General features: G+C 57.3%; 12 protein-coding genes, 2 tRNA genes and 3 rRNA genes. 9 read left to right on the top strand and 8 right to left on the bottom strand.

The annotated features are described in order from the left end of the window. Positions 1 to 52 precede the first annotated feature (52 nt). From rrf to V6Z53_RS05800, 7 genes are all read right to left on the bottom strand, one after another. Positions 53 to 168 (bottom strand): 5S ribosomal RNA (gene rrf, locus V6Z53_RS05830). Positions 169 to 318: 150 nt separating this feature from the next. Next, positions 319 to 3210, bottom strand: a 23S ribosomal RNA gene (locus V6Z53_RS05825). A 245-nt stretch (positions 3211 to 3455) separates the two neighbouring features. Beyond that, positions 3456 to 3531 (bottom strand) — tRNA-Ala (locus V6Z53_RS05820). A 30-nt stretch (positions 3532 to 3561) separates the two neighbouring features. Continuing rightward, a tRNA-Ile gene (locus V6Z53_RS05815) sits at positions 3562 to 3638 on the bottom strand. Between the two features lie 159 nt (positions 3639 to 3797). Continuing rightward, positions 3798 to 5334 (bottom strand): 16S ribosomal RNA (locus V6Z53_RS05810). Together the 16S, 23S and 5S rRNA genes with 2 tRNA genes alongside form the textbook arrangement of a ribosomal RNA operon. Positions 5335 to 5902: 568 nt before the next feature. After that, positions 5903 to 7396, bottom strand: coding sequence for a CoA-acylating methylmalonate-semialdehyde dehydrogenase (locus V6Z53_RS05805; protein WP_338584574.1), 1494 nt, complete (start codon positions 7394 to 7396; stop codon positions 5903 to 5905). 72 nt (positions 7397 to 7468) lie between these two features. Further along, positions 7469 to 8818, bottom strand: a complete 1350-nt coding sequence (locus V6Z53_RS05800) for an aspartate aminotransferase family protein (protein WP_338584573.1) — start codon at positions 8816 to 8818, stop codon at positions 7469 to 7471. Positions 8819 to 8942: 124 nt separating this feature from the next. Here V6Z53_RS05800 and V6Z53_RS05795 point away from each other — a divergent pair, with 124 nt between their 5' ends. The 6 genes from V6Z53_RS05795 (at position 8943) to V6Z53_RS05770 (ending at position 15404) form a co-directional block, all read left to right on the top strand. Beyond that, the gene (locus tag V6Z53_RS05795) at positions 8943 to 9863 is read left to right on the top strand and encodes a LysR family transcriptional regulator (protein ID WP_338584572.1); all 921 of its coding nucleotides are present in this window, start codon (positions 8943 to 8945) and stop codon (positions 9861 to 9863) included. 91 nt (positions 9864 to 9954) lie between these two features. Further along, positions 9955 to 10605 carry a TetR/AcrR family transcriptional regulator gene (locus V6Z53_RS05790; RefSeq protein WP_218441699.1) on the top strand — a complete coding sequence of 217 codons (651 nt, stop codon included), beginning with the start codon at positions 9955 to 9957 and terminating at the stop codon, positions 10603 to 10605. 7 nt (positions 10606 to 10612) lie between these two features. Further along, positions 10613 to 11194 carry a YigZ family protein gene (locus V6Z53_RS05785; protein WP_338584570.1) on the top strand — a complete coding sequence of 194 codons (582 nt, stop codon included), beginning with the start codon at positions 10613 to 10615 and terminating at the stop codon, positions 11192 to 11194. Between the two features lie 603 nt (positions 11195 to 11797). Beyond that, positions 11798 to 13363, top strand: a complete 1566-nt coding sequence (locus V6Z53_RS05780) for an ABC transporter ATP-binding protein (RefSeq protein WP_338584569.1) — start codon at positions 11798 to 11800, stop codon at positions 13361 to 13363. A gap of 11 nt (positions 13364 to 13374) precedes the next feature. Next, positions 13375 to 14478 (top strand): ABC transporter permease, encoded by a 1104-nt coding sequence (locus V6Z53_RS05775; protein ID WP_338584568.1) that lies wholly within the window; start codon positions 13375 to 13377, stop codon positions 14476 to 14478. Beyond that, positions 14478 to 15404 carry an ABC transporter permease gene (locus tag V6Z53_RS05770; RefSeq protein WP_338584567.1) on the top strand — a complete coding sequence of 309 codons (927 nt, stop codon included), beginning with the start codon at positions 14478 to 14480 and terminating at the stop codon, positions 15402 to 15404. Before V6Z53_RS05775 ends, V6Z53_RS05770 begins: the two co-directional genes overlap by 1 nt. On the opposite strand, the gene V6Z53_RS05765 is transcribed toward V6Z53_RS05770, so the two are convergent. After that, positions 15401 to 15892, bottom strand: coding sequence for a hypothetical protein (locus V6Z53_RS05765; RefSeq protein ID WP_338584566.1), 492 nt, complete (start codon positions 15890 to 15892; stop codon positions 15401 to 15403). The genes V6Z53_RS05770 and V6Z53_RS05765 overlap by 4 nt on opposite strands. A gap of 83 nt (positions 15893 to 15975) precedes the next feature. Between V6Z53_RS05765 and V6Z53_RS05760 the strand changes: the two genes are divergently transcribed. The 3 genes from V6Z53_RS05760 to V6Z53_RS05750 all read left to right on the top strand — a co-directional run bounded on the left by V6Z53_RS05760 (position 15976) and on the right by V6Z53_RS05750 (position 18656). Then, positions 15976 to 16332 carry a MerR family transcriptional regulator gene (locus tag V6Z53_RS05760; protein WP_338586453.1) on the top strand — a complete coding sequence of 119 codons (357 nt, stop codon included), beginning with the start codon at positions 15976 to 15978 and terminating at the stop codon, positions 16330 to 16332. 19 nt (positions 16333 to 16351) lie between these two features. Then, positions 16352 to 17041, top strand: coding sequence for an SDR family oxidoreductase (locus tag V6Z53_RS05755; RefSeq protein WP_338584565.1), 690 nt, complete (start codon positions 16352 to 16354; stop codon positions 17039 to 17041). Positions 17042 to 17297: 256 nt separating this feature from the next. Then, positions 17298 to 18656, top strand: coding sequence for an 8-oxoguanine deaminase (locus V6Z53_RS05750; protein WP_338584564.1), 1359 nt, complete (start codon positions 17298 to 17300; stop codon positions 18654 to 18656). Positions 18657 to 18681 lie beyond the last annotated feature (25 nt).

Genomic DNA, 18681 nt, shown 5'->3' with positions numbered 1-18681 from the left:
GCGGACAAAACAAAACCCCAACTGCTTTCGCAATTGGGGTTTCGGAATTTAATCTTGACGATGACCTACTCTCACATGGGGAAACCCCACACTACCATCGGCGATGCATCGTTTCACTGCTGAGTTCGGGATGGGATCAGGTGGTTCCAACGCTCTATGGTCGTCAAGAAATTCGGGTACCGAATCGTGGCCAGTCGGCCGCGCTTCAGCAAATTGGGTATGCGATAGTTTTCGGTGTTTTGTAAGCGTCGAACTTTCGGTTCTTTCGTCTTCACACACCGCAATCTGGCTTTTACGCGCAAATTGCTTGGGTGTTATATGGTCAAGCCTCACGGGCAATTAGTATTGGTTAGCTCAACGCCTCACAGCGCTTACACACCCAACCTATCAACGTCGTAGTCTTCGACGGCCCTTCAGGGGACTCAAGGTCCCAGTGAGATCTCATCTTGAGGCTAGTTTCCCGCTTAGATGCTTTCAGCGGTTATCTATTCCGAACATAGCTACCCGGCAATGCCACTGGCGTGACAACCGGAACACCAGAGGTTCGTCCACTCCGGTCCTCTCGTACTAGGAGCAGCCCCTCTCAAATCTCAAACGTCCACGGCAGATAGGGACCGAACTGTCTCACGACGTTCTAAACCCAGCTCGCGTACCACTTTAAATGGCGAACAGCCATACCCTTGGGACCGGCTTCAGCCCCAGGATGTGATGAGCCGACATCGAGGTGCCAAACACCGCCGTCGATATGAACTCTTGGGCGGTATCAGCCTGTTATCCCCGGAGTACCTTTTATCCGTTGAGCGATGGCCCTTCCATACAGAACCACCGGATCACTAAGACCTACTTTCGTACCTGCTCGACGTGTCTGTCTCGCAGTCAAGCGCGCTTTTGCCTTTATACTCTACGACCGATTTCCGACCGGTCTGAGCGCACCTTCGTACTCCTCCGTTACTCTTTAGGAGGAGACCGCCCCAGTCAAACTACCCACCATACACTGTCCTCGATCCGGATAACGGACCTGAGTTAGAACCTCAAAGTTGCCAGGGTGGTATTTCAAGGTTGGCTCCACGCGAACTGGCGTCCACGCTTCAAAGCCTCCCACCTATCCTACACAAGCAAATTCAAAGTCCAGTGCAAAGCTATAGTAAAGGTTCACGGGGTCTTTCCGTCTAGCCGCGGATACACTGCATCTTCACAGCGATTTCAATTTCACTGAGTCTCGGGTGGAGACAGCGCCGCCATCGTTACGCCATTCGTGCAGGTCGGAACTTACCCGACAAGGAATTTCGCTACCTTAGGACCGTTATAGTTACGGCCGCCGTTTACCGGGGCTTCGATCAAGAGCTTCGCGTTAGCTAACCCCATCAATTAACCTTCCGGCACCGGGCAGGCGTCACACCCTATACGTCCACTTTCGTGTTTGCAGAGTGCTGTGTTTTTAATAAACAGTCGCAGCGGCCTGGTATCTTCGACCGGCGTGGGCTTACGGAGCAAGTCCTTCACCCTCACCGGCGCACCTTCTCCCGAAGTTACGGTGCCATTTTGCCTAGTTCCTTCACCCGAGTTCTCTCAAGCGCCTTGGTATTCTCTACCCAACCACCTGTGTCGGTTTGGGGTACGGTTCCTGGTTACCTGAAGCTTAGAAGCTTTTCTTGGAAGCATGGCATCAACCACTTCGTCACCCAAAGGGTAACTCGTCATCAGCTCTCGGCCTTAGAATCCCGGATTTACCTAAGATTCCAGCCTACCACCTTAAACTTGGACAACCAACGCCAAGCTGGCCTAGCCTTCTCCGTCCCTCCATCGCAATAACCAGAAGTACAGGAATATTAACCTGTTTTCCATCGACTACGCTTTTCAGCCTCGCCTTAGGGACCGACTAACCCTGCGTCGATTAACGTTGCGCAGGAAACCTTGGTCTTTCGGCGTGGGTGTTTTTCACACCCATTGTCGTTACTCATGTCAGCATTCGCACTTCTGATACCTCCAGCAAGCTTCTCAACTCACCTTCACAGGCTTACAGAACGCTCCTCTACCGCATCACCTAAGTGATACCCGTAGCTTCGGTGTATGGTTTGAGCCCCGTTACATCTTCCGCGCAGGCCGACTCGACTAGTGAGCTATTACGCTTTCTTTAAAGGGTGGCTGCTTCTAAGCCAACCTCCTAGCTGTCTAAGCCTTCCCACATCGTTTCCCACTTAACCATAACTTTGGGACCTTAGCTGACGGTCTGGGTTGTTTCCCTTTTCACGACGGACGTTAGCACCCGCCGTGTGTCTCCCATGCTCGGCACTTGTAGGTATTCGGAGTTTGCATCGGTTTGGTAAGTCGGGATGACCCCCTAGCCGAAACAGTGCTCTACCCCCTACAGTGATACATGAGGCGCTACCTAAATAGCTTTCGAGGAGAACCAGCTATCTCCGAGCTTGATTAGCCTTTCACTCCGATCCACAGGTCATCCGCTAACTTTTCAACGGTAGTCGGTTCGGTCCTCCAGTTAGTGTTACCCAACCTTCAACCTGCCCATGGATAGATCGCCCGGTTTCGGGTCTATTCCCAGCGACTAGACGCCCTATTAAGACTCGCTTTCGCTACGCCTCCCCTATTCGGTTAAGCTCGCCACTGAAAATAAGTCGCTGACCCATTATACAAAAGGTACGCAGTCACCTAACAAAGTAGGCTCCCACTGCTTGTACGCATACGGTTTCAGGATCTATTTCACTCCCCTCTCCGGGGTTCTTTTCGCCTTTCCCTCACGGTACTAGTTCACTATCGGTCAGTCAGTAGTATTTAGCCTTGGAGGATGGTCCCCCCATATTCAGACAAAGTTTCTCGTGCTCCGTCCTACTCGATTTCATGACCAAGAGATTTTCGCGTACAGGGCTATCACCCACTATGGCCGCACTTTCCAGAGCGTTCCGCTAATCTCAAAGCCACTTAAGGGCTAGTCCCCGTTCGCTCGCCACTACTAAGGGAATCTCGGTTGATTTCTTTTCCTCAGGGTACTTAGATGTTTCAGTTCCCCTGGTTCGCCTCTTGCACCTATGTATTCAGTACAAGATAACCATCTTATGATGGCTGGGTTCCCCCATTCAGACATCTCCGGATCAAAGTCTGTTTGCCGACTCCCCGAAGCTTTTCGCAGGCTACCACGTCTTTCATCGCCTCTGACTGCCAAGGCATCCACCGTATGCGCTTCTTCACTTGACCATATAACCCCAAGCAATCTGGTTATACTGTGAAGACGACATTCGCCGAAAATTCGAATTTCTCAACTAAGAGAACTCACAAATTTTACCTTAGCCTGATCCGTTACCAGTGAAAGTAACGTCCAGTCTATCTTTCTATCACATACCCAAATTTTTAAAGAACGAACTAGTCAAAGACTAGAAATCAACATTCATCATCGACACCGATGGAATGCTCATTTCTAAGCTTTACTTCAGAAGCAGTAGTGGTGGAGCCAAACGGGATCGAACCGTTGACCTCCTGCGTGCAAGGCAGGCGCTCTCCCAGCTGAGCTATGGCCCCGTATTTCTACAGGCGTTTCCCACACAAAATTGGTGGGTCTGGGCAGATTCGAACTGCCGACCTCACCCTTATCAGGGGTGCGCTCTAACCAACTGAGCTACAGACCCAATTTCGAGCTGCTAAGGCCGACCTCACCCTGCTCTTAACCACAGAGCATGGGGTGCGCTCTAACCAACCAAGCTACAACCCTAATGGCTGCTTCTTTCGTCTTCTTCAATGAATCAAGCAATTCGTGTGGGAGCTCATGAAGCAGCTGAGTCGTCGATTAAGGAGGTGATCCAGCCGCAGGTTCCCCTACGGCTACCTTGTTACGACTTCACCCCAGTCATGAATCACACCGTGGTAACCGTCCTCCCGAAGGTTAGACTAGCTACTTCTGGTGCAACCCACTCCCATGGTGTGACGGGCGGTGTGTACAAGGCCCGGGAACGTATTCACCGCGACATTCTGATTCGCGATTACTAGCGATTCCGACTTCACGCAGTCGAGTTGCAGACTGCGATCCGGACTACGATCGGTTTTGTGGGATTAGCTCCACCTCGCGGCTTGGCAACCCTCTGTACCGACCATTGTAGCACGTGTGTAGCCCAGGCCGTAAGGGCCATGATGACTTGACGTCATCCCCACCTTCCTCCGGTTTGTCACCGGCAGTCTCCTTAGAGTGCCCACCATTATGTGCTGGTAACTAAGGACAAGGGTTGCGCTCGTTACGGGACTTAACCCAACATCTCACGACACGAGCTGACGACAGCCATGCAGCACCTGTCTCAATGTTCCCGAAGGTACCAATCCATCTCTGGAAAGTTCATTGGATGTCAAGGCCTGGTAAGGTTCTTCGCGTTGCTTCGAATTAAACCACATGCTCCACCGCTTGTGCGGGCCCCCGTCAATTCATTTGAGTTTTAACCTTGCGGCCGTACTCCCCAGGCGGTCAACTTAATGCGTTAGCTGCGCCACTAAGAGCTCAAGGCTCCCAACGGCTAGTTGACATCGTTTACGGCGTGGACTACCAGGGTATCTAATCCTGTTTGCTCCCCACGCTTTCGCACCTCAGTGTCAGTATCAGTCCAGGTGGTCGCCTTCGCCACTGGTGTTCCTTCCTATATCTACGCATTTCACCGCTACACAGGAAATTCCACCACCCTCTACCATACTCTAGCTCGTCAGTTTTGAATGCAGTTCCCAGGTTGAGCCCGGGGCTTTCACATCCAACTTAACGAACCACCTACGCGCGCTTTACGCCCAGTAATTCCGATTAACGCTTGCACCCTCTGTATTACCGCGGCTGCTGGCACAGAGTTAGCCGGTGCTTATTCTGTCGGTAACGTCAAAACACTAACGTATTAGGTTAATGCCCTTCCTCCCAACTTAAAGTGCTTTACAATCCGAAGACCTTCTTCACACACGCGGCATGGCTGGATCAGGCTTTCGCCCATTGTCCAATATTCCCCACTGCTGCCTCCCGTAGGAGTCTGGACCGTGTCTCAGTTCCAGTGTGACTGATCATCCTCTCAGACCAGTTACGGATCGTCGCCTTGGTGAGCCATTACCTCACCAACTAGCTAATCCGACCTAGGCTCATCTGATAGCGCAAGGCCCGAAGGTCCCCTGCTTTCTCCCGTAGGACGTATGCGGTATTAGCGTCCCTTTCGAGACGTTGTCCCCCACTACCAGGCAGATTCCTAGGCATTACTCACCCGTCCGCCGCTGAATTCAGGAGCAAGCTCCTGTCATCCGCTCGACTTGCATGTGTTAGGCCTGCCGCCAGCGTTCAATCTGAGCCATGATCAAACTCTTCAGTTCAAACATCTTTGGGTTTTGAGAAAACCCTAAACTTGGCTCAGCAATCGTTGGTTACATCTTTGATTTCTCGCGGAGTAACTTGTGATGCTGATAATCTGTTGACTAGCAGCCTGACTCCACAAGCACCCACACGAATTGCTTGATTCAGTTGTTAAAGAGCGGTTGGTTAAGATCTTTCGTCTCAACCGAGGCGCGCATTCTACAGCAGCCTCATTTGCTGTCAAGTGATTATTTTCAGAAGCTTTCGAGGAATTCCCCAACAACTTCAACCACTTGCGCTTCAGATCTCTCATCAGCGGGAGGCGAATTCTACAGCGTTACACGCTGCTGTCAACACCTCTTTTTCAACTTCCTTTTGGCTTCGATGACCTGAAGCAACTTGCTGCCGAAAACTGCGTAACTCGTTGTTTACCAAGGAGTTTTCCGTTTCGACTGCGCCGGAAGTGGGGCGAATTATAGACACCTGAGATCTGCCGTCAACACCTATTTTCACAAAACTGTCATATAAGTCAAAAAAGCCCAGAAACGCGAAGGCCGGCCCAAATGGGCCGGCCTTCTTCCCTTCTACTTACAAGCTAGGGAACGCGAACTGCGAAGCTTCATGGCTGGCGCGTTGTGGCCAGCGCTGAGTGATGGCTTTGCGGCGCGTATAGAAACGCACGCCATCCGGACCGTAGGCGTGCAGATCGCCGAACAGCGAACGCTTCCAGCCGCCAAAGCTGTGGTAAGCCACTGGCACTGGCAACGGTACGTTCACACCGACCATACCCACTTCGATCTCATCGCAGAACAACCGCGCCGCTTCGCCGTCACGGGTGAAGATGCAAGTGCCGTTGCCGTATTCGTGATCGTTGATCAGCTGCATGGCTTCTTCCAGGCTGTTAACCCGAACGATGCACAGCACCGGCCCGAAGATCTCTTCTTTATAGATACGCATCTCTGGTGTGACGTTGTCGAACAGGCAGCCACCCAGGAAGAAGCCTTCCTCATGACCGGTCACGGTCAGACCACGACCATCCACCACCAGTGTTGCGCCAGCCGCTACGCCGTCTTCGACATAACCGCTGACCTTGTCACGCGCCTGACCGGTAACCAACGGCCCCATGTCCAGACCGCAGGAAGTGCCCGCACCAATTTTCAATGCCTTGATCTGCGGCGTCAGCTTGGCCACCAGTGCATCGGCAACCTGATCACCTACGCACACGGCCACCGAAATCGCCATGCAACGCTCACCGCAAGAACCGTAAGCCGCGCCCATCAGTGCGCTGACCGCATTGTCCAGATCCGCATCCGGCATCAACACCGCATGGTTCTTCGCTCCGCCCAGAGCCTGGACGCGTTTGCCACGCTTGGTGCCCTCGGAATAGATGTACTCGGCAATCGGTGTCGAACCCACGAAGCTCAGCGCTTTGACTTCCGGTGCTTCGATCAACGCATCCACCGCAGTCTTGTCGCCGTGCACCACGCTCAGCACACCTTTCGGAAGGCCAGCTTCGATAAGCAGTTGTGCAATCAGCAGGGTCGAGCTTGGATCACGCTCGGATGGTTTGAGGATGAAGCAGTTGCCACAGACGATCGCCAGCGGGTACATCCACAGCGGAACCATCGCCGGGAAGTTGAACGGGGTGATACCAGCCACCACGCCCAGCGGCTGGAAGTCCGACCAGGCATCGATGTTCGGGCCGACGTTACGGCTGTATTCGCCCTTGAGGATTTCCGGAGCCGCGCAAGCGAACTCGACGTTCTCGATACCGCGCTTCAGCTCGCCGGCAGCATCTTCGAGAGTCTTGCCGTGTTCTTCGCTGATCAATTGCGAGATGCGCGCTTCGTTCTGCTCCAACAGTTGCTTGAAGCGGAACATCACTTGGGCACGCTTGGCCGGTGGTGTGTTGCGCCAGGCCGGGAATGCAGCCTTGGCAGCGTCGATGGCGCTCTGGATGGTTTCGCGGGTGGCCAGCGGCAACTTGTGAATGGCCTGACCAGTCGACGGGTTGAACACATCAACTGCGCGACCGTTCTCGGTCACTAGTTCGCCATTGATCAAATGCGGAATAACGCTCATGGAAGCTCCTGAAAAGTTGTCCACAGGCGCCCGTTTCCGAGCGCCCGTTGTTTATATATATAGAAGGAGAAATCAGTCGATCTTGCTCAGCACTTCGCCGACCGCGTCGAACAGACGATCCAGGTCTTGCGGCTTGCTGTTGAAGGTTGGGCCGAACTGCAGGGTATCGCCGCCGAAGCGTACGTAGAACCCGGCTTTCCACAGCGCCATGCCGGCTTCGAACGGACGCACGATGGCGTCGCCGTCACGCGGTGCAATCTGGATCGCACCGGCCAGGCCGAAGTTGCGGATGTCGATGATGTTCTTGGTGCCCTTCAGGCCATGCAGTGCATTTTCGAAATGCGGCGCGACTTCGGCCACGCTCTGCACCAGGTTTTCCTTTTGCAGCAGGTCGAGTGCTGCCAGGCCAGCGGCACAAGCAACAGGGTGGGCGGAATAGGTGTAGCCGTGCGGGAATTCCACCGCGTACTCAGGCGTCGCCTGGTTCATGAAGGTCTGGTAGATCTCGGAGCTGGCAATCACCGCGCCCATCGGTATTGCGCCGTTGGTGACTTGTTTGGCAATGCACATCAGGTCCGGGGTCACGCCGAAGGTGGTCGCGCCGAACATGGTGCCGGTGCGGCCGAAACCAGTGATCACTTCGTCGAACACCAGCAGGATGTTGTGCTGGTCGCAGATTTCGCGCAGACGCTTGAGGTAACCCTGAGGCGGAACCAGCACGCCGGCGGAACCGGCCAGAGGCTCGACGAACACGGCGGCGATGTTCGACGCATCGTGCAACTCGATCAGCTTCAGCAGTTCGTCAGCCAGAGCGATACCGCCCTGCTCCGGCATGCCACGGGAGTAAGCGTTGCTTGCCAGCAAAGTGTGCGGCAGGTGGTCGACATCCATCATCGACTGACCGAACAGTTTGCGGTTGCCGTTCACGCCACCGAGGCTGGTGCCAGCGATGTTCACACCGTGATAACCACGGGCACGGCCGATCATTTTGGTCTTGGTCGACTGGCCTTTCAGACGCCAGTAAGCACGAACCATCTTCACCGCGGTGTCGGCACACTCGGAGCCCGAGTCAGTGAAGAACACATGGTTCAGGTTGCCCGGCGTCAGATCGGTAATTTTCTCAGCCAATTGGAACGACAGCGGATGGCCGTACTGGAAGCCTGGCGAATAGTCGAGAGTGCCCAGTTGCTTGGCCACCGCTTCCTGGATTTCCTTGCGAGTGTGCCCGGCGCCGCAGGTCCACAGACCGGACAGCGAGTCATAAACCTTGCGGCCCTTGTCATCGATCAGCCAGCTGCCTTCTGCACCAACGATCAGGCGTGGGTCGCGCTGAAAGTTACGGTTGGCGGTGTATGGCATCCAGTGAGCGTCGAGCTTGAGCTGGCTAGCCAGGGAAGACGGGGCGTTTTCAGGCAAGTTCATGGGCGAAACCTCGCAAGGCGATAAGCGGCATAGGGAGAAAAACCGTTCTTGCAGCTAAATTGCCACGGGGATAAAGTCGGTGAAATCCAACTTTTCTAACCTTTAGTCAGGTCACCGCTAAACTATGAGTGTTCGTCGCCCCGATCCCCTGGCGCAAGTCAGCGACTTCGATATTCGTTTGTTGCGGATCTTTCGCAGCGTCGTCGAATGCGGTGGGTTCTCCGCGGCCGAAAGCGTGCTCGGTATCGGTCGCTCGGCCATCAGCCAGCAGATGAGCGATCTTGAGCAGCGCCTCGGTTTACGCCTGTGCCAGCGCGGTCGTGCCGGTTTTTCTCTGACAGAAGAAGGCCGCGAGGTGTATCAGTCGGCGTTGCAGCTATTGAGTGCACTCGAAAGCTTTCGCACCGAGGTCAACGGCCTGCACCAGCACTTGCGCGGCGAATTGACGATTGGCCTGACCGACAACCTGGTCACCCTGCCCCACATGCGCATCACCCACGCCTTGGCGCAATTGAAGGAACGCGGGCCCGACGTGCAGATCCAGATCCGCATGATCGCGCCCAATGAAGTGGAACAAGGCGTGCTCGACGGTCGCTTGCACGTCGGCGTAGTACCGCAAGCCAGTGCGTTGTCGGGGTTGGAGTATCAACCGTTGTATAGCGAACGCTCACTGCTGTATTGCGCAGTCGGCCATCCGCTGTTTTATGTCGATGACAAGCAACTGGACGATGCGCGCCTCAACAGCCAGGACGCCATTGCCCCGACCTTCCGTTTGCCAGCGGAAATCCAGGCTCATTACCAGGCGCTCAATTGCACCGCCAGTGCGTCGGACCGTGAAGGCATGGCGTTCCTGATTTTGACCGGTCGCTATATCGGTTACCTGCCGGACCATTACGCGAGCCTTTGGGTGCAACAAGGCCGGTTGCGAGCGCTGAAATCAAAAACGCGTTTCTATGACTTGAGCCTCGCCTCGGTCACCCGCAAGGGTCGTCGTCCTCATCTGGTTCTGGAAAGTTTTCTGGAAAGCCTCGCCGCGACGCGTTAATCATCATTGCGCCGCATAAGGGCTTGTCTGAAGCCTGTGGGTGCGCTATCAACGCAATGGCCTGCACCCACCCACTCGACCGGAAGTGCCTATGACCTTTGAAGTCCCAGCTCACGGCGGCAAACCCGCCAGCCGCATTCGTCAGAAAAACGAAGAGACCATCATCAAAGCCGCCGAAGACGAGTTCGCCCGTCACGGGTTCAAAGGCACCAGCATGAACACCATCGCCCTGAATGCCGGGTTACCGAAGGCGAACCTGCATTACTACTTCACCAATAAACTGGGTTTGTACGTGGCGGTGCTGAGCAACATCATCGAGTTGTGGGACAGCACCTTCAACACATTGACCGCCGAGGACGATCCGGCGGAAGCGCTGACCCGTTACATCCGCGCGAAAATGGAGTTTTCCCGGCGTCAGCCGCAAGCTTCACGAATCTTCGCCATGGAAGTCATCAGCGGTGGCGAATGCCTGACCGAATATTTCAACCAGGACTACCGCACCTGGTTCCAGGGCCGGGCGGCGGTGTTTCAGGCGTGGATCGACGCCGGTAAAATGGACCCGGTCGACCCGGTCAACCTGATCTTCCTGTTGTGGGGCAGCACCCAGCACTACGCCGATTTCGCCACGCAGATCTGCCGCGTCAGCGGCCGCACCAAGTTGACCAAGCAGGACATGGAAGACGCCGGCAACAACCTGATCCGCATCATTCTCAAGGGCTGCGGCCTGACGCCAAGCATTTAAGACACTTATGCCATTAACCCTCAGCGGCGTTTGCGAATACCGCGAAGAGATTCGCAAAAGCCGTTTCATTACCTTCGCCGCGCCCATCGGCAGCCCTGCCGAGGCGCAAGCGTTTATCGAACAGAACAGCGACCTGAATGCCACGCACAATTGCTGGGCGTGGAAGCTCGGTGATCAATACCGCAGCACCGACGACGGCGAGCCTGGCGGTACCGCCGGCCGGCCGATACTGGCGGCCATCGAGGCGCAGGATTGCGATCAGGTCGCGGTGCTGGTGATCCGCTGGTATGGCGGCATTCAGCTGGGCACCGGCGGACTCGCCCGAGCCTATGGCGGTGGCGCCAACAAATGCCTGCAAACGGCGCCGAAGCTCGAGTTGATCAGCCGGGTGCCCCTGAGTTGTGCCTGCGCGTTCAGTGAGCTGGCGCTGGTGAAGCTGCGGGTCGCCGATCTCGGCGGGCTGGTTGTGCAAGAGGATTTCACGGCCAACGGTGTTGAACTGCAATTGGCTGTGGGTAAAGCGCAGATTGAAACGCTGCAAAAGCAGCTCGCTGATTTGAGTCGCGGGCGCATTTTGTTGCAGCGCTGAACGATCAAAAGATCGCAGCCTTCGGCAGCTCCTACACAGGACAGCGCTCTTCTGTAAGAGCTGCCGAAGGCTGCGATTTTTTGGGGCACTGCTTATGCCTCGTGCACCCGACAGTTGCCCACATCTGCTGTGCACCCGGCTGTGGATAACCTGAGCACATACCGCTGTAACCCTTCTGTCATGCGGCTTTGCGGGCTTTGCTCACTTTTCGTCCAAATCGCCTTCGAAAAGTACAAATTCACGAAAAAACAAATACTTAGAGCGGTTTATCACCTTTAGAAGATAGCCGCCCCGCGCTTATGCCCGACATTTGCGCTTGCGCACAAATACTGTGGAGCAATCTGTGGATAACCCGTTCATTCCTGTCGCGGCACCATGCCGGGCATAGCTCGCGCCTGACTGCTCATTTTTTGATCAATAAATGCGGGGCAAGATTGGAGCCCTGCCCATGGGCATTGCTCCCAAGTGGTGCTGTTCATGAAACAAAACTGACCCAGGCACCGGACTCAACACCTTGCACCGCATGACTTTTCAGCTTTCCTGACTCAATGGCCAGGAAATTGCTTTATCCACAGGCATAAGTCCAATCGCCTTGAGCCTGTCATGCCCAACTCCGTGCCGATCCCCGATCAAACGCCGCGCCTGCAATTGCGCAGAATCAGCAAACGCTATCCCGGCTGCCTGGCCAACGATGCCATCGACCTGAGCATTGCGCCCGGTGAAATCCATGCCCTGCTCGGCGAAAACGGTGCGGGCAAAAGTACGCTGATGAAGATCATCTACGGCGTCGTCCAGGCCGACGCCGGGGAAATGCTCTGGCAAGGTCAGCGAGCGATTATGCGCAACCCGGCCCAGGCTCGCGGCCTCGGGATCGGCATGGTGTTCCAGCATTTCTCGTTGTTCGAAACCCTGAGCGTGGCGCAGAACATTGCCCTGGCCATGGGTACCAAGGCCGGCACGCCGAAACAGCTCGGGCCGAAGATCCGTGAAGTGTCGCAACGTTATGGCATGGCGCTGGAGCCGGAGCGACTTGTCCACAGCCTGTCGATTGGCGAGCGGCAACGGGTCGAAATCATTCGCTGCCTGATGCAGGACATCCGCCTGCTGATCCTCGATGAACCGACCTCCGTGCTGACGCCACAAGAGGCCGACGACTTGTTCGTCACCCTGCGCCGACTCGCCGCCGAGGGCTGCAGCATTTTGTTCATCAGCCACAAACTCGGCGAAGTCCGCGCCCTGTGCCACAGCGCAACGGTGCTGCGCGGCGGTCGGGTGGCCGGACATTGTGTGCCGGCCGAGTGTTCGGATCAGCAACTGGCGCGGCTGATGGTTGGCGAAGCAGCGGAGTTGATCACTGACTATCCGAAGGTGGCGGGTGCCGAGGCTTTCTTGCAGGTAAAGGGACTGTCCTGGCACAACCCTGACCCCTTCGGCTGTTCGCTGAAAAACGTCGACCTTGAAGTGCGCAGCGGTGAAATCGTCGGCATCGCGGGTGTCGCCGGCAATGGTCAGGATGAATTGCTGGCCTTGCTCAGTGGCGAACAGCGGTTGGCCCGCGACAACGCCGCGACGATCAGTTTCGCCGGTGAGCCGGTGGCGCATTTGCGCCCCGATGTCCGACGTCGACAAGGACTGGCATTCGTCCCCGCCGAACGATTGGGCCACGGCGCCGTGCCGGAACTGAGCCTGGCGGACAACGCCCTGCTCACCGCGTTTCAACAGGGACTGGTGAGCAATGGTTTGGTGCAGCGCCGCAAAGTCGAGGCACTGGCCGAAGAAATCATTCGCCGTTTCGGGGTCAAGACTCCGGACAGCCAGACACCGGCTCGCAGCCTGTCCGGCGGTAATTTGCAGAAATTCATTCTCGGCCGGGAAATCCTTCAGCAACCGAAATTGCTGGTGGCCGCGCACCCGACCTGGGGCGTGGACGTTGGCGCGGCGGCGACCATTCACCGTGCGCTGATTGTCTTGCGCGATGCGGGTGCGGCGATCCTGGTGATCTCCGAAGACCTCGACGAACTGTTCCAGATCAGCGACCGCCTCGGCGCCCTGTGCGGCGGGCGACTGTCGCCGCTCAGGGCCACGGTCGATACGCGTCTGATCGATGTCGGTGGCTGGATGGCCGGCCGCTTCGACGCCCCTCAATCACCTGCGTCCGCACCGCTTTAACGGAGTGTCACATGCTGCTTTCTCTTGAACCCCGTGGCCAGCAATCGCGCCTGATGCTGTGGTGCTCGCCGTTGCTGGCCGCCGTCCTCACGCTGGGCTGTGGCTCGTTGCTGTTTATCGCCCTGGGACACGACCCGTTACTGACCTTGCACACGCTGTTGATCGCGCCGGTAAGCGACCTGTATGGCGTATCCGAACTGTTGGTCAAAGCCTTGCCGATTCTGCTCTGTGCGTTGGGCCTCGCCGTGGCCTATCAGGCGCGGATCTGGAACATCGGCGCCGAAGGCCAATTGCTGCTCGGCGCACTGGCTGGCAGTGCGCTGGCGGTGAATATCATCGACATGCAAAGCCGCTGGGCACTGGTGCTGATCCTGTTTGCGGGCACCCTGGCCGGCGCCGCGTGGGCGGGGCTGACCGCGTGGTTGCGCACACGTTTCAACGCCAACGAAATCCTCACCAGCATCATGCTCAATTACATCGCCCTGAACCTTCTGCTGTTCTGCGTGCACGGTCCGCTGAAAGACCCGGAAGGTTTCAACTTTCCACAATCGGCGATGTTCGGCGATGCCAGTCGTTTGCCGTTGTTGATGGAGGATGGCCGGGTTCACGCGGGTGTGTATTTCGCCCTGCTTGCCTTGGTGGCGGTGTGGGTGTTGTTGCAGAAAAGCTTTGTCGGGTTCCAGATCAAAGTGCTCGGGCTCGATAAACGTGCAGCCGGTTTCGTTGGCTTTCGCGAGAAGCGCCTGATCTGGCTCGCGCTGTTGATCAGCGGCGGTTTGGCGGGGCTGGCCGGCGTGTGTGAAGTCACCGGGCCGATCGGCCAACTGGTGCCGCAGGTCTCGCCGGGTTATGGCTACGCGGCGATCACCGTGGTGTTTCTCGGACGGCTGAATCCGATCGGCATCCTGTTTTCCAGCCTGTTGATGGCGCTGCTGTACATCGGCGGCGAGAGCGCACAAATGAGCCTGAACCTGCCGCAAGCGATCACCCAATTGTTCCAGGGGATGATGCTGTTTTTCCTGCTGGCCAGTGATGTGCTGATTCTCTATCGACCGCGTTTGAACCTGGGCTGGACCCGCCGCGCAACCACCGCCGTACCCGCAGGAGCGCTGTGATGGATATCGATCTGCTGAGCAATATTTTCTACGCCATGGTCCGCTGCGGTACGCCGTTGTTGCTGGTGGCGTTGGGCGAACTGATTTGCGAGAAAAGCGGAGTGCTCAACCTCGGTCAGGAAGGGATGATGCTGTTTGGTGCGGTGATCGGTTTCATCGTCGCCTTCAACAGCGGCAACCTGTGGCTTGGCGTGTTGCTGGCGATGCTCGCCGGGATGCTGTTGTCGTCGCTGTTCGCGTTGGTGGCGTTGGTGTTCAACGCCAATCAAGTGGCCACCGGGTTGGCGCTGACGATTTTCGGCGTGGGCCTGTCGACCTTTGTCGGCGCGGCGTGGGTCGGCAAGCCGCTGGCGGGTTTCGAACCGCTGGCGATCCCGTATGTGAGTGAGATTCCGCTGATCGGGCGGATGCTGTTTGCCCAGGACCTGCTGGTGTATTTGTCGTTCGCCCTGTTTGCGCTGGTGGCCTGGGTGATTCTGAAAAGCCGCATCGGATTGATCATTCAGGCAGTGGGAGAAAACCCGGATGCAGCCAGCGCCATGGGCTTGCCGGTGTTGCGCGTGCGGACGCTGGCGGTGTTGTTCGGCGGCGCGATGGCCGGGTTGGCCGGGGCGTATCTGTCGCTGGCGTACACGCCGATGTGGGCGGAAAACATAAGCGCCGGCCGTGGCTGGATTGCCTTGGCGCTGGTGGTGTTTGCCAGTTGGCGGGTGTGGCGCCTGCTGCTGGGCGCGTACCTGTTCGGTCTCGCCAGCATCCTGCACCTGGTGGCGCAGGGTTTGGGGCTGGCGATTCCGTCAAGCCTGCTGGCGATGCTGCCGTATGTCGCGACCATTGTGGTGTTGGTGCTGTTGTCGCGGGATGCGGTGCGGACACGGTTGTATGCGCCGGTTTCGTTGGGGCAGCCGTGGCAGGCCGGGCATTAGAGGTTGTTTTGGCGGGCCTCTTCGCGAGCAAGCCCGCTCCCACATTTGACCGAGTTCACACCCATCCAATGTGGGAGCGGGCTTGCTCGCGAAGGCGTCCGGACAGGCAACACTTGAGCAATGCCGAACGACAATTCAAAGAACAGGAAAACCACCAGCAGCGAACTCGCACCCTGGGCCAGGGCATATGCCTGCCAAGCTGCAAAAAAGAATCTGGCCGCCGCGTCATACCGCCCATAAACCTGCTGCGGGTCACGAATCCGCAGCACCGCCCACACGCAAACAATCGAGCCCAACAGATTCGCCATCAACATGTGCACCGGCGCGAACGGCGGCAGCTCTCCAGGCAGACTCAAAGCCTGACTCACAGCCGTCAAAAGCCCATGCAGCGCTGCGAAACTCCACGGGGTGACAAACGCGATCGTAACGATCAGGTCATACCAGGCACTGCCTTGCACCAACCGGCGATATTGCGTTGAAGTCCACATCGACATTGCTCCATCAATTCAGGGAGCAACAACGCTAAAGCCTGGAGTATGCTCTAGGGTCAAGCCCTCCATGAGATGTGATGATGCGCATCGGTGAATTAGCCCAGGCCAGCGCCGTCAGCCGCGACACGCTACGTTTCTACGAGCAACGCGGTTTGATCGCTGCGCAACGCAGCGCCAATGGTTATCGCGACTATCCGCCAGACATGGTGCAACTGGTGCAATACATCAAGACGGCTCAACGGCTGGGCTTTACCCTCGGCGAGATCGGCAACAGCGTCGCAACGATCTGGCAGTCGCCCGATCCCGACACGGCCGTCACGCAACTGCTGCAAGACAAACTCAAACTGATCGAAGCCCGCATGGCCGAACTCGGCGCGCTGCGCGAAGAGTTGCAACAACGGCTCGGGCATCAGTGTCCATTGAATCCACGACTCTGACTTTTCAAGGAAGCCACTCATGTCTACGGCAAAAACCGCACTCATCATCGGCGCCTCCCGGGGCTTGGGCCTCGGTCTGGTGAAGACCCTGCTGGCCGATGGCTGGCAAGTCACCGCCACCGTGCGCAACCCGCAGAACGCCGAAGCCTTGCAGGCCTTGGGCGATGTGCGGATGGAGAAGCTCGACATGGACGATCAGCAAGCGGTGATCGCTCTGAACCAGCAACTCAAAGGCGAAGTGTTCGACCTGCTGTTCGTCAATGCCGGGGTCAAGGGACCGGAAGTCCAGACACCGAACGGCGGTGCGAGGCTGGCGGACGTCGGTCAGTTGTTTTTCACCAACGCCGTGGCGCCGATCAACCTGGCGCAGCGCTTTGTCGGGCAGATCCGCCCGGACACCGGCGTGCTGGCATTCATGAGTTCGGTGCTGGGCAGCGTGACCATGCCTGACGCTCCGGAACTGGCGCTGTACAAGGCCAGCAAGGCTGCGCTGAACTCCATGACCAACAGTTTCGTCACCCAGTTGGGCGATACAAAACTCACCGTGCTGTCGCTGCATCCGGGCTGGGTGAAGACCGACATGGGCGGTGAAGGTGCGGACATTGATGTGCAGACCAGCACGCGCGGGTTGGTTGATCAGGTGAACGCGTATGTCGGCAAGGGCGGGCATCACTTCGTCAATTACCGGGGTGAAACCATTCCCTGGTAACACCCCAGATCAAAATGTGGGAGCGGGCTTGCTCGCGAAGGCGTCGTGTCAGTCGATATTGATGTTGCCTGACACACCGCTTTCGCGAGCAAGCCCGCTCCCACAGGGGTTTCGTGTTGTCCTGTCGGGCCGGGCTTGCCCCTGGCAGCGTTTTGTTCGACACTTCGCACCTCGCCTCCCCGGCGACCCTGGATCAGCAGACAGGGCAACACTGAGCTGGCAACCCTGAACCCAACTTTCAGAGGAGCCGGCCAACATGCCTGCCATCCGTACCTGGTTAAAAAATCCCCTCGCCATTTTCACGGCCAACGGTCTCGATGCCCGTGGCGGCCTGGTGCTGCAAGACGGTGTGATCGTCGAAGTGCTCGGCGCTGGTCAACAACCTACCCTGCCGTGCCATGAAGTGTTCGATGCCCGCGAGCATGTGATCCTGCCAGGCCTGATCAACACCCATCACCACTTCTATCAAACCCTGACCCGCGCCTGGGCGCCGGTGGTCAACCAGCCGTTGTTCCCGTGGCTGAAAACCCTGTATCCAGTCTGGGCGCGCCTGACTCCGGAAAAGCTAGCACTCGCCACCAAAGTCGCGTTGGCCGAGTTGCTGTTGTCCGGTTGCACCACGGCGGCCGATCACCATTACCTGTTTCCCGAAGGCCTGGAAAACGCGATCGACGTGCAAGTCGAGAGCGTTCGTGAACTGGGCATGCGCGCCATGCTGACCCGCGGTTCAATGAGCCTCGGCGAAAAGGACGGCGGGCTGCCACCGCAGCAAACCGTGCAGGAAGGCCAGGTGATTCTTGATGACAGCCAGCGTCTGATCGCCGAGTACCACGAACGCGGCGACGGTGCGCAAATCCAGATCGCGCTGGCGCCTTGCTCGCCGTTCTCGGTGACTCCGGAAATCATGTCCGCCAGTGCCGAACTGGCGAACAAGCTCGACGTGCGCCTGCACACGCACCTGGCGGAAACCCTCGACGAAGAAGACTTTTGCCTGCAACGCTTCGGCCTGCGCACCGTGGATTATCTGGACAGCGTCGGCTGGCTCGGCCCGCGTACCTGGCTGGCCCACGGCATCCACTTCAACCCGGACGAAATCACCCGCCTCGGCGCGGCCGGCACCGGTATCTGCCATTGCCCGAGCTCGAACATGCGCCTGGCTTCCGGCATCTGCCCGAGTATTGATCTGACCGACGCCGGTGCGCCACTAGGCCTTGGCGTGGACGGATCGGCGTCCAACGACGCCTCGAACATGATTCTCGAAACGCGTCAGGCTTTGTACATCCAACGCCTGCGCTACGGCGCCGAGAAGATCACTCCGGAACGCGTGCTGGGCTGGGCCACCAAAGGTTCGGCGCAGTTGTTGGGTCGCACAGACATCGGTGAAATTGCGCCGGGCAAGCAGGCTGATCTGGCGCTGTTCAAGCTGGATGAGCTGCGGTTCTCCGGCAGTCACGATCCGGTTTCTGCGCTGCTGTTGTGCGGTGCGGATCGCGCGGATCGAGTGATGGTTGGCGGAAAGTGGCGGGTGATTGATGGGCAAGTTGAAGGGCTGGATCTGAAAGGGTTGATCGCTGATCACAGCCAGGCTGCTCGGCAGTTGATCGCCGGTACCTGATTCAACACCGATCAAAACTGTGGGA

Source organism: Pseudomonas sp. MAG733B, from assembly GCF_036884845.1.
In the GTDB taxonomy this organism is placed as follows: domain Bacteria; phylum Pseudomonadota; class Gammaproteobacteria; order Pseudomonadales; family Pseudomonadaceae; genus Aquipseudomonas.
The sequence above is the reverse complement of the archived record's forward strand: the minus strand, read 5'-3'. Positions and strand labels throughout refer to the sequence as shown.

What these genes read in the sequence shown, in the direction of transcription:
- V6Z53_RS05805 (WP_338584574.1), bottom strand. Translation starts at nt 7,396, where the DNA reads ATGAGCGTTATTCCGCATTTGATCAATGGCGAACTAGTGACCGAGAAC.
- V6Z53_RS05800 (WP_338584573.1), bottom strand. Translation starts at nt 8,818, where the DNA reads ATGAACTTGCCTGAAAACGCCCCGTCTTCCCTGGCTAGCCAGCTCAAG.
- V6Z53_RS05795 (WP_338584572.1), top strand. Translation starts at nt 8,943, where the DNA reads ATGAGTGTTCGTCGCCCCGATCCCCTGGCGCAAGTCAGCGACTTCGAT.
- V6Z53_RS05790 (WP_218441699.1), top strand. Translation starts at nt 9,955, where the DNA reads ATGACCTTTGAAGTCCCAGCTCACGGCGGCAAACCCGCCAGCCGCATT.
- V6Z53_RS05785 (WP_338584570.1), top strand. Translation starts at nt 10,613, where the DNA reads ATGCCATTAACCCTCAGCGGCGTTTGCGAATACCGCGAAGAGATTCGC.
- V6Z53_RS05780 (WP_338584569.1), top strand. Translation starts at nt 11,798, where the DNA reads ATGCCCAACTCCGTGCCGATCCCCGATCAAACGCCGCGCCTGCAATTG.
- V6Z53_RS05775 (WP_338584568.1), top strand. Translation starts at nt 13,375, where the DNA reads ATGCTGCTTTCTCTTGAACCCCGTGGCCAGCAATCGCGCCTGATGCTG.
- V6Z53_RS05770 (WP_338584567.1), top strand. Translation starts at nt 14,478, where the DNA reads ATGGATATCGATCTGCTGAGCAATATTTTCTACGCCATGGTCCGCTGC.
- V6Z53_RS05765 (WP_338584566.1), bottom strand. Translation starts at nt 15,892, where the DNA reads ATGTGGACTTCAACGCAATATCGCCGGTTGGTGCAAGGCAGTGCCTGG.
- V6Z53_RS05760 (WP_338586453.1), top strand. Translation starts at nt 15,976, where the DNA reads ATGCGCATCGGTGAATTAGCCCAGGCCAGCGCCGTCAGCCGCGACACG.
- V6Z53_RS05755 (WP_338584565.1), top strand. Translation starts at nt 16,352, where the DNA reads ATGTCTACGGCAAAAACCGCACTCATCATCGGCGCCTCCCGGGGCTTG.
- V6Z53_RS05750 (WP_338584564.1), top strand. Translation starts at nt 17,298, where the DNA reads ATGCCTGCCATCCGTACCTGGTTAAAAAATCCCCTCGCCATTTTCACG.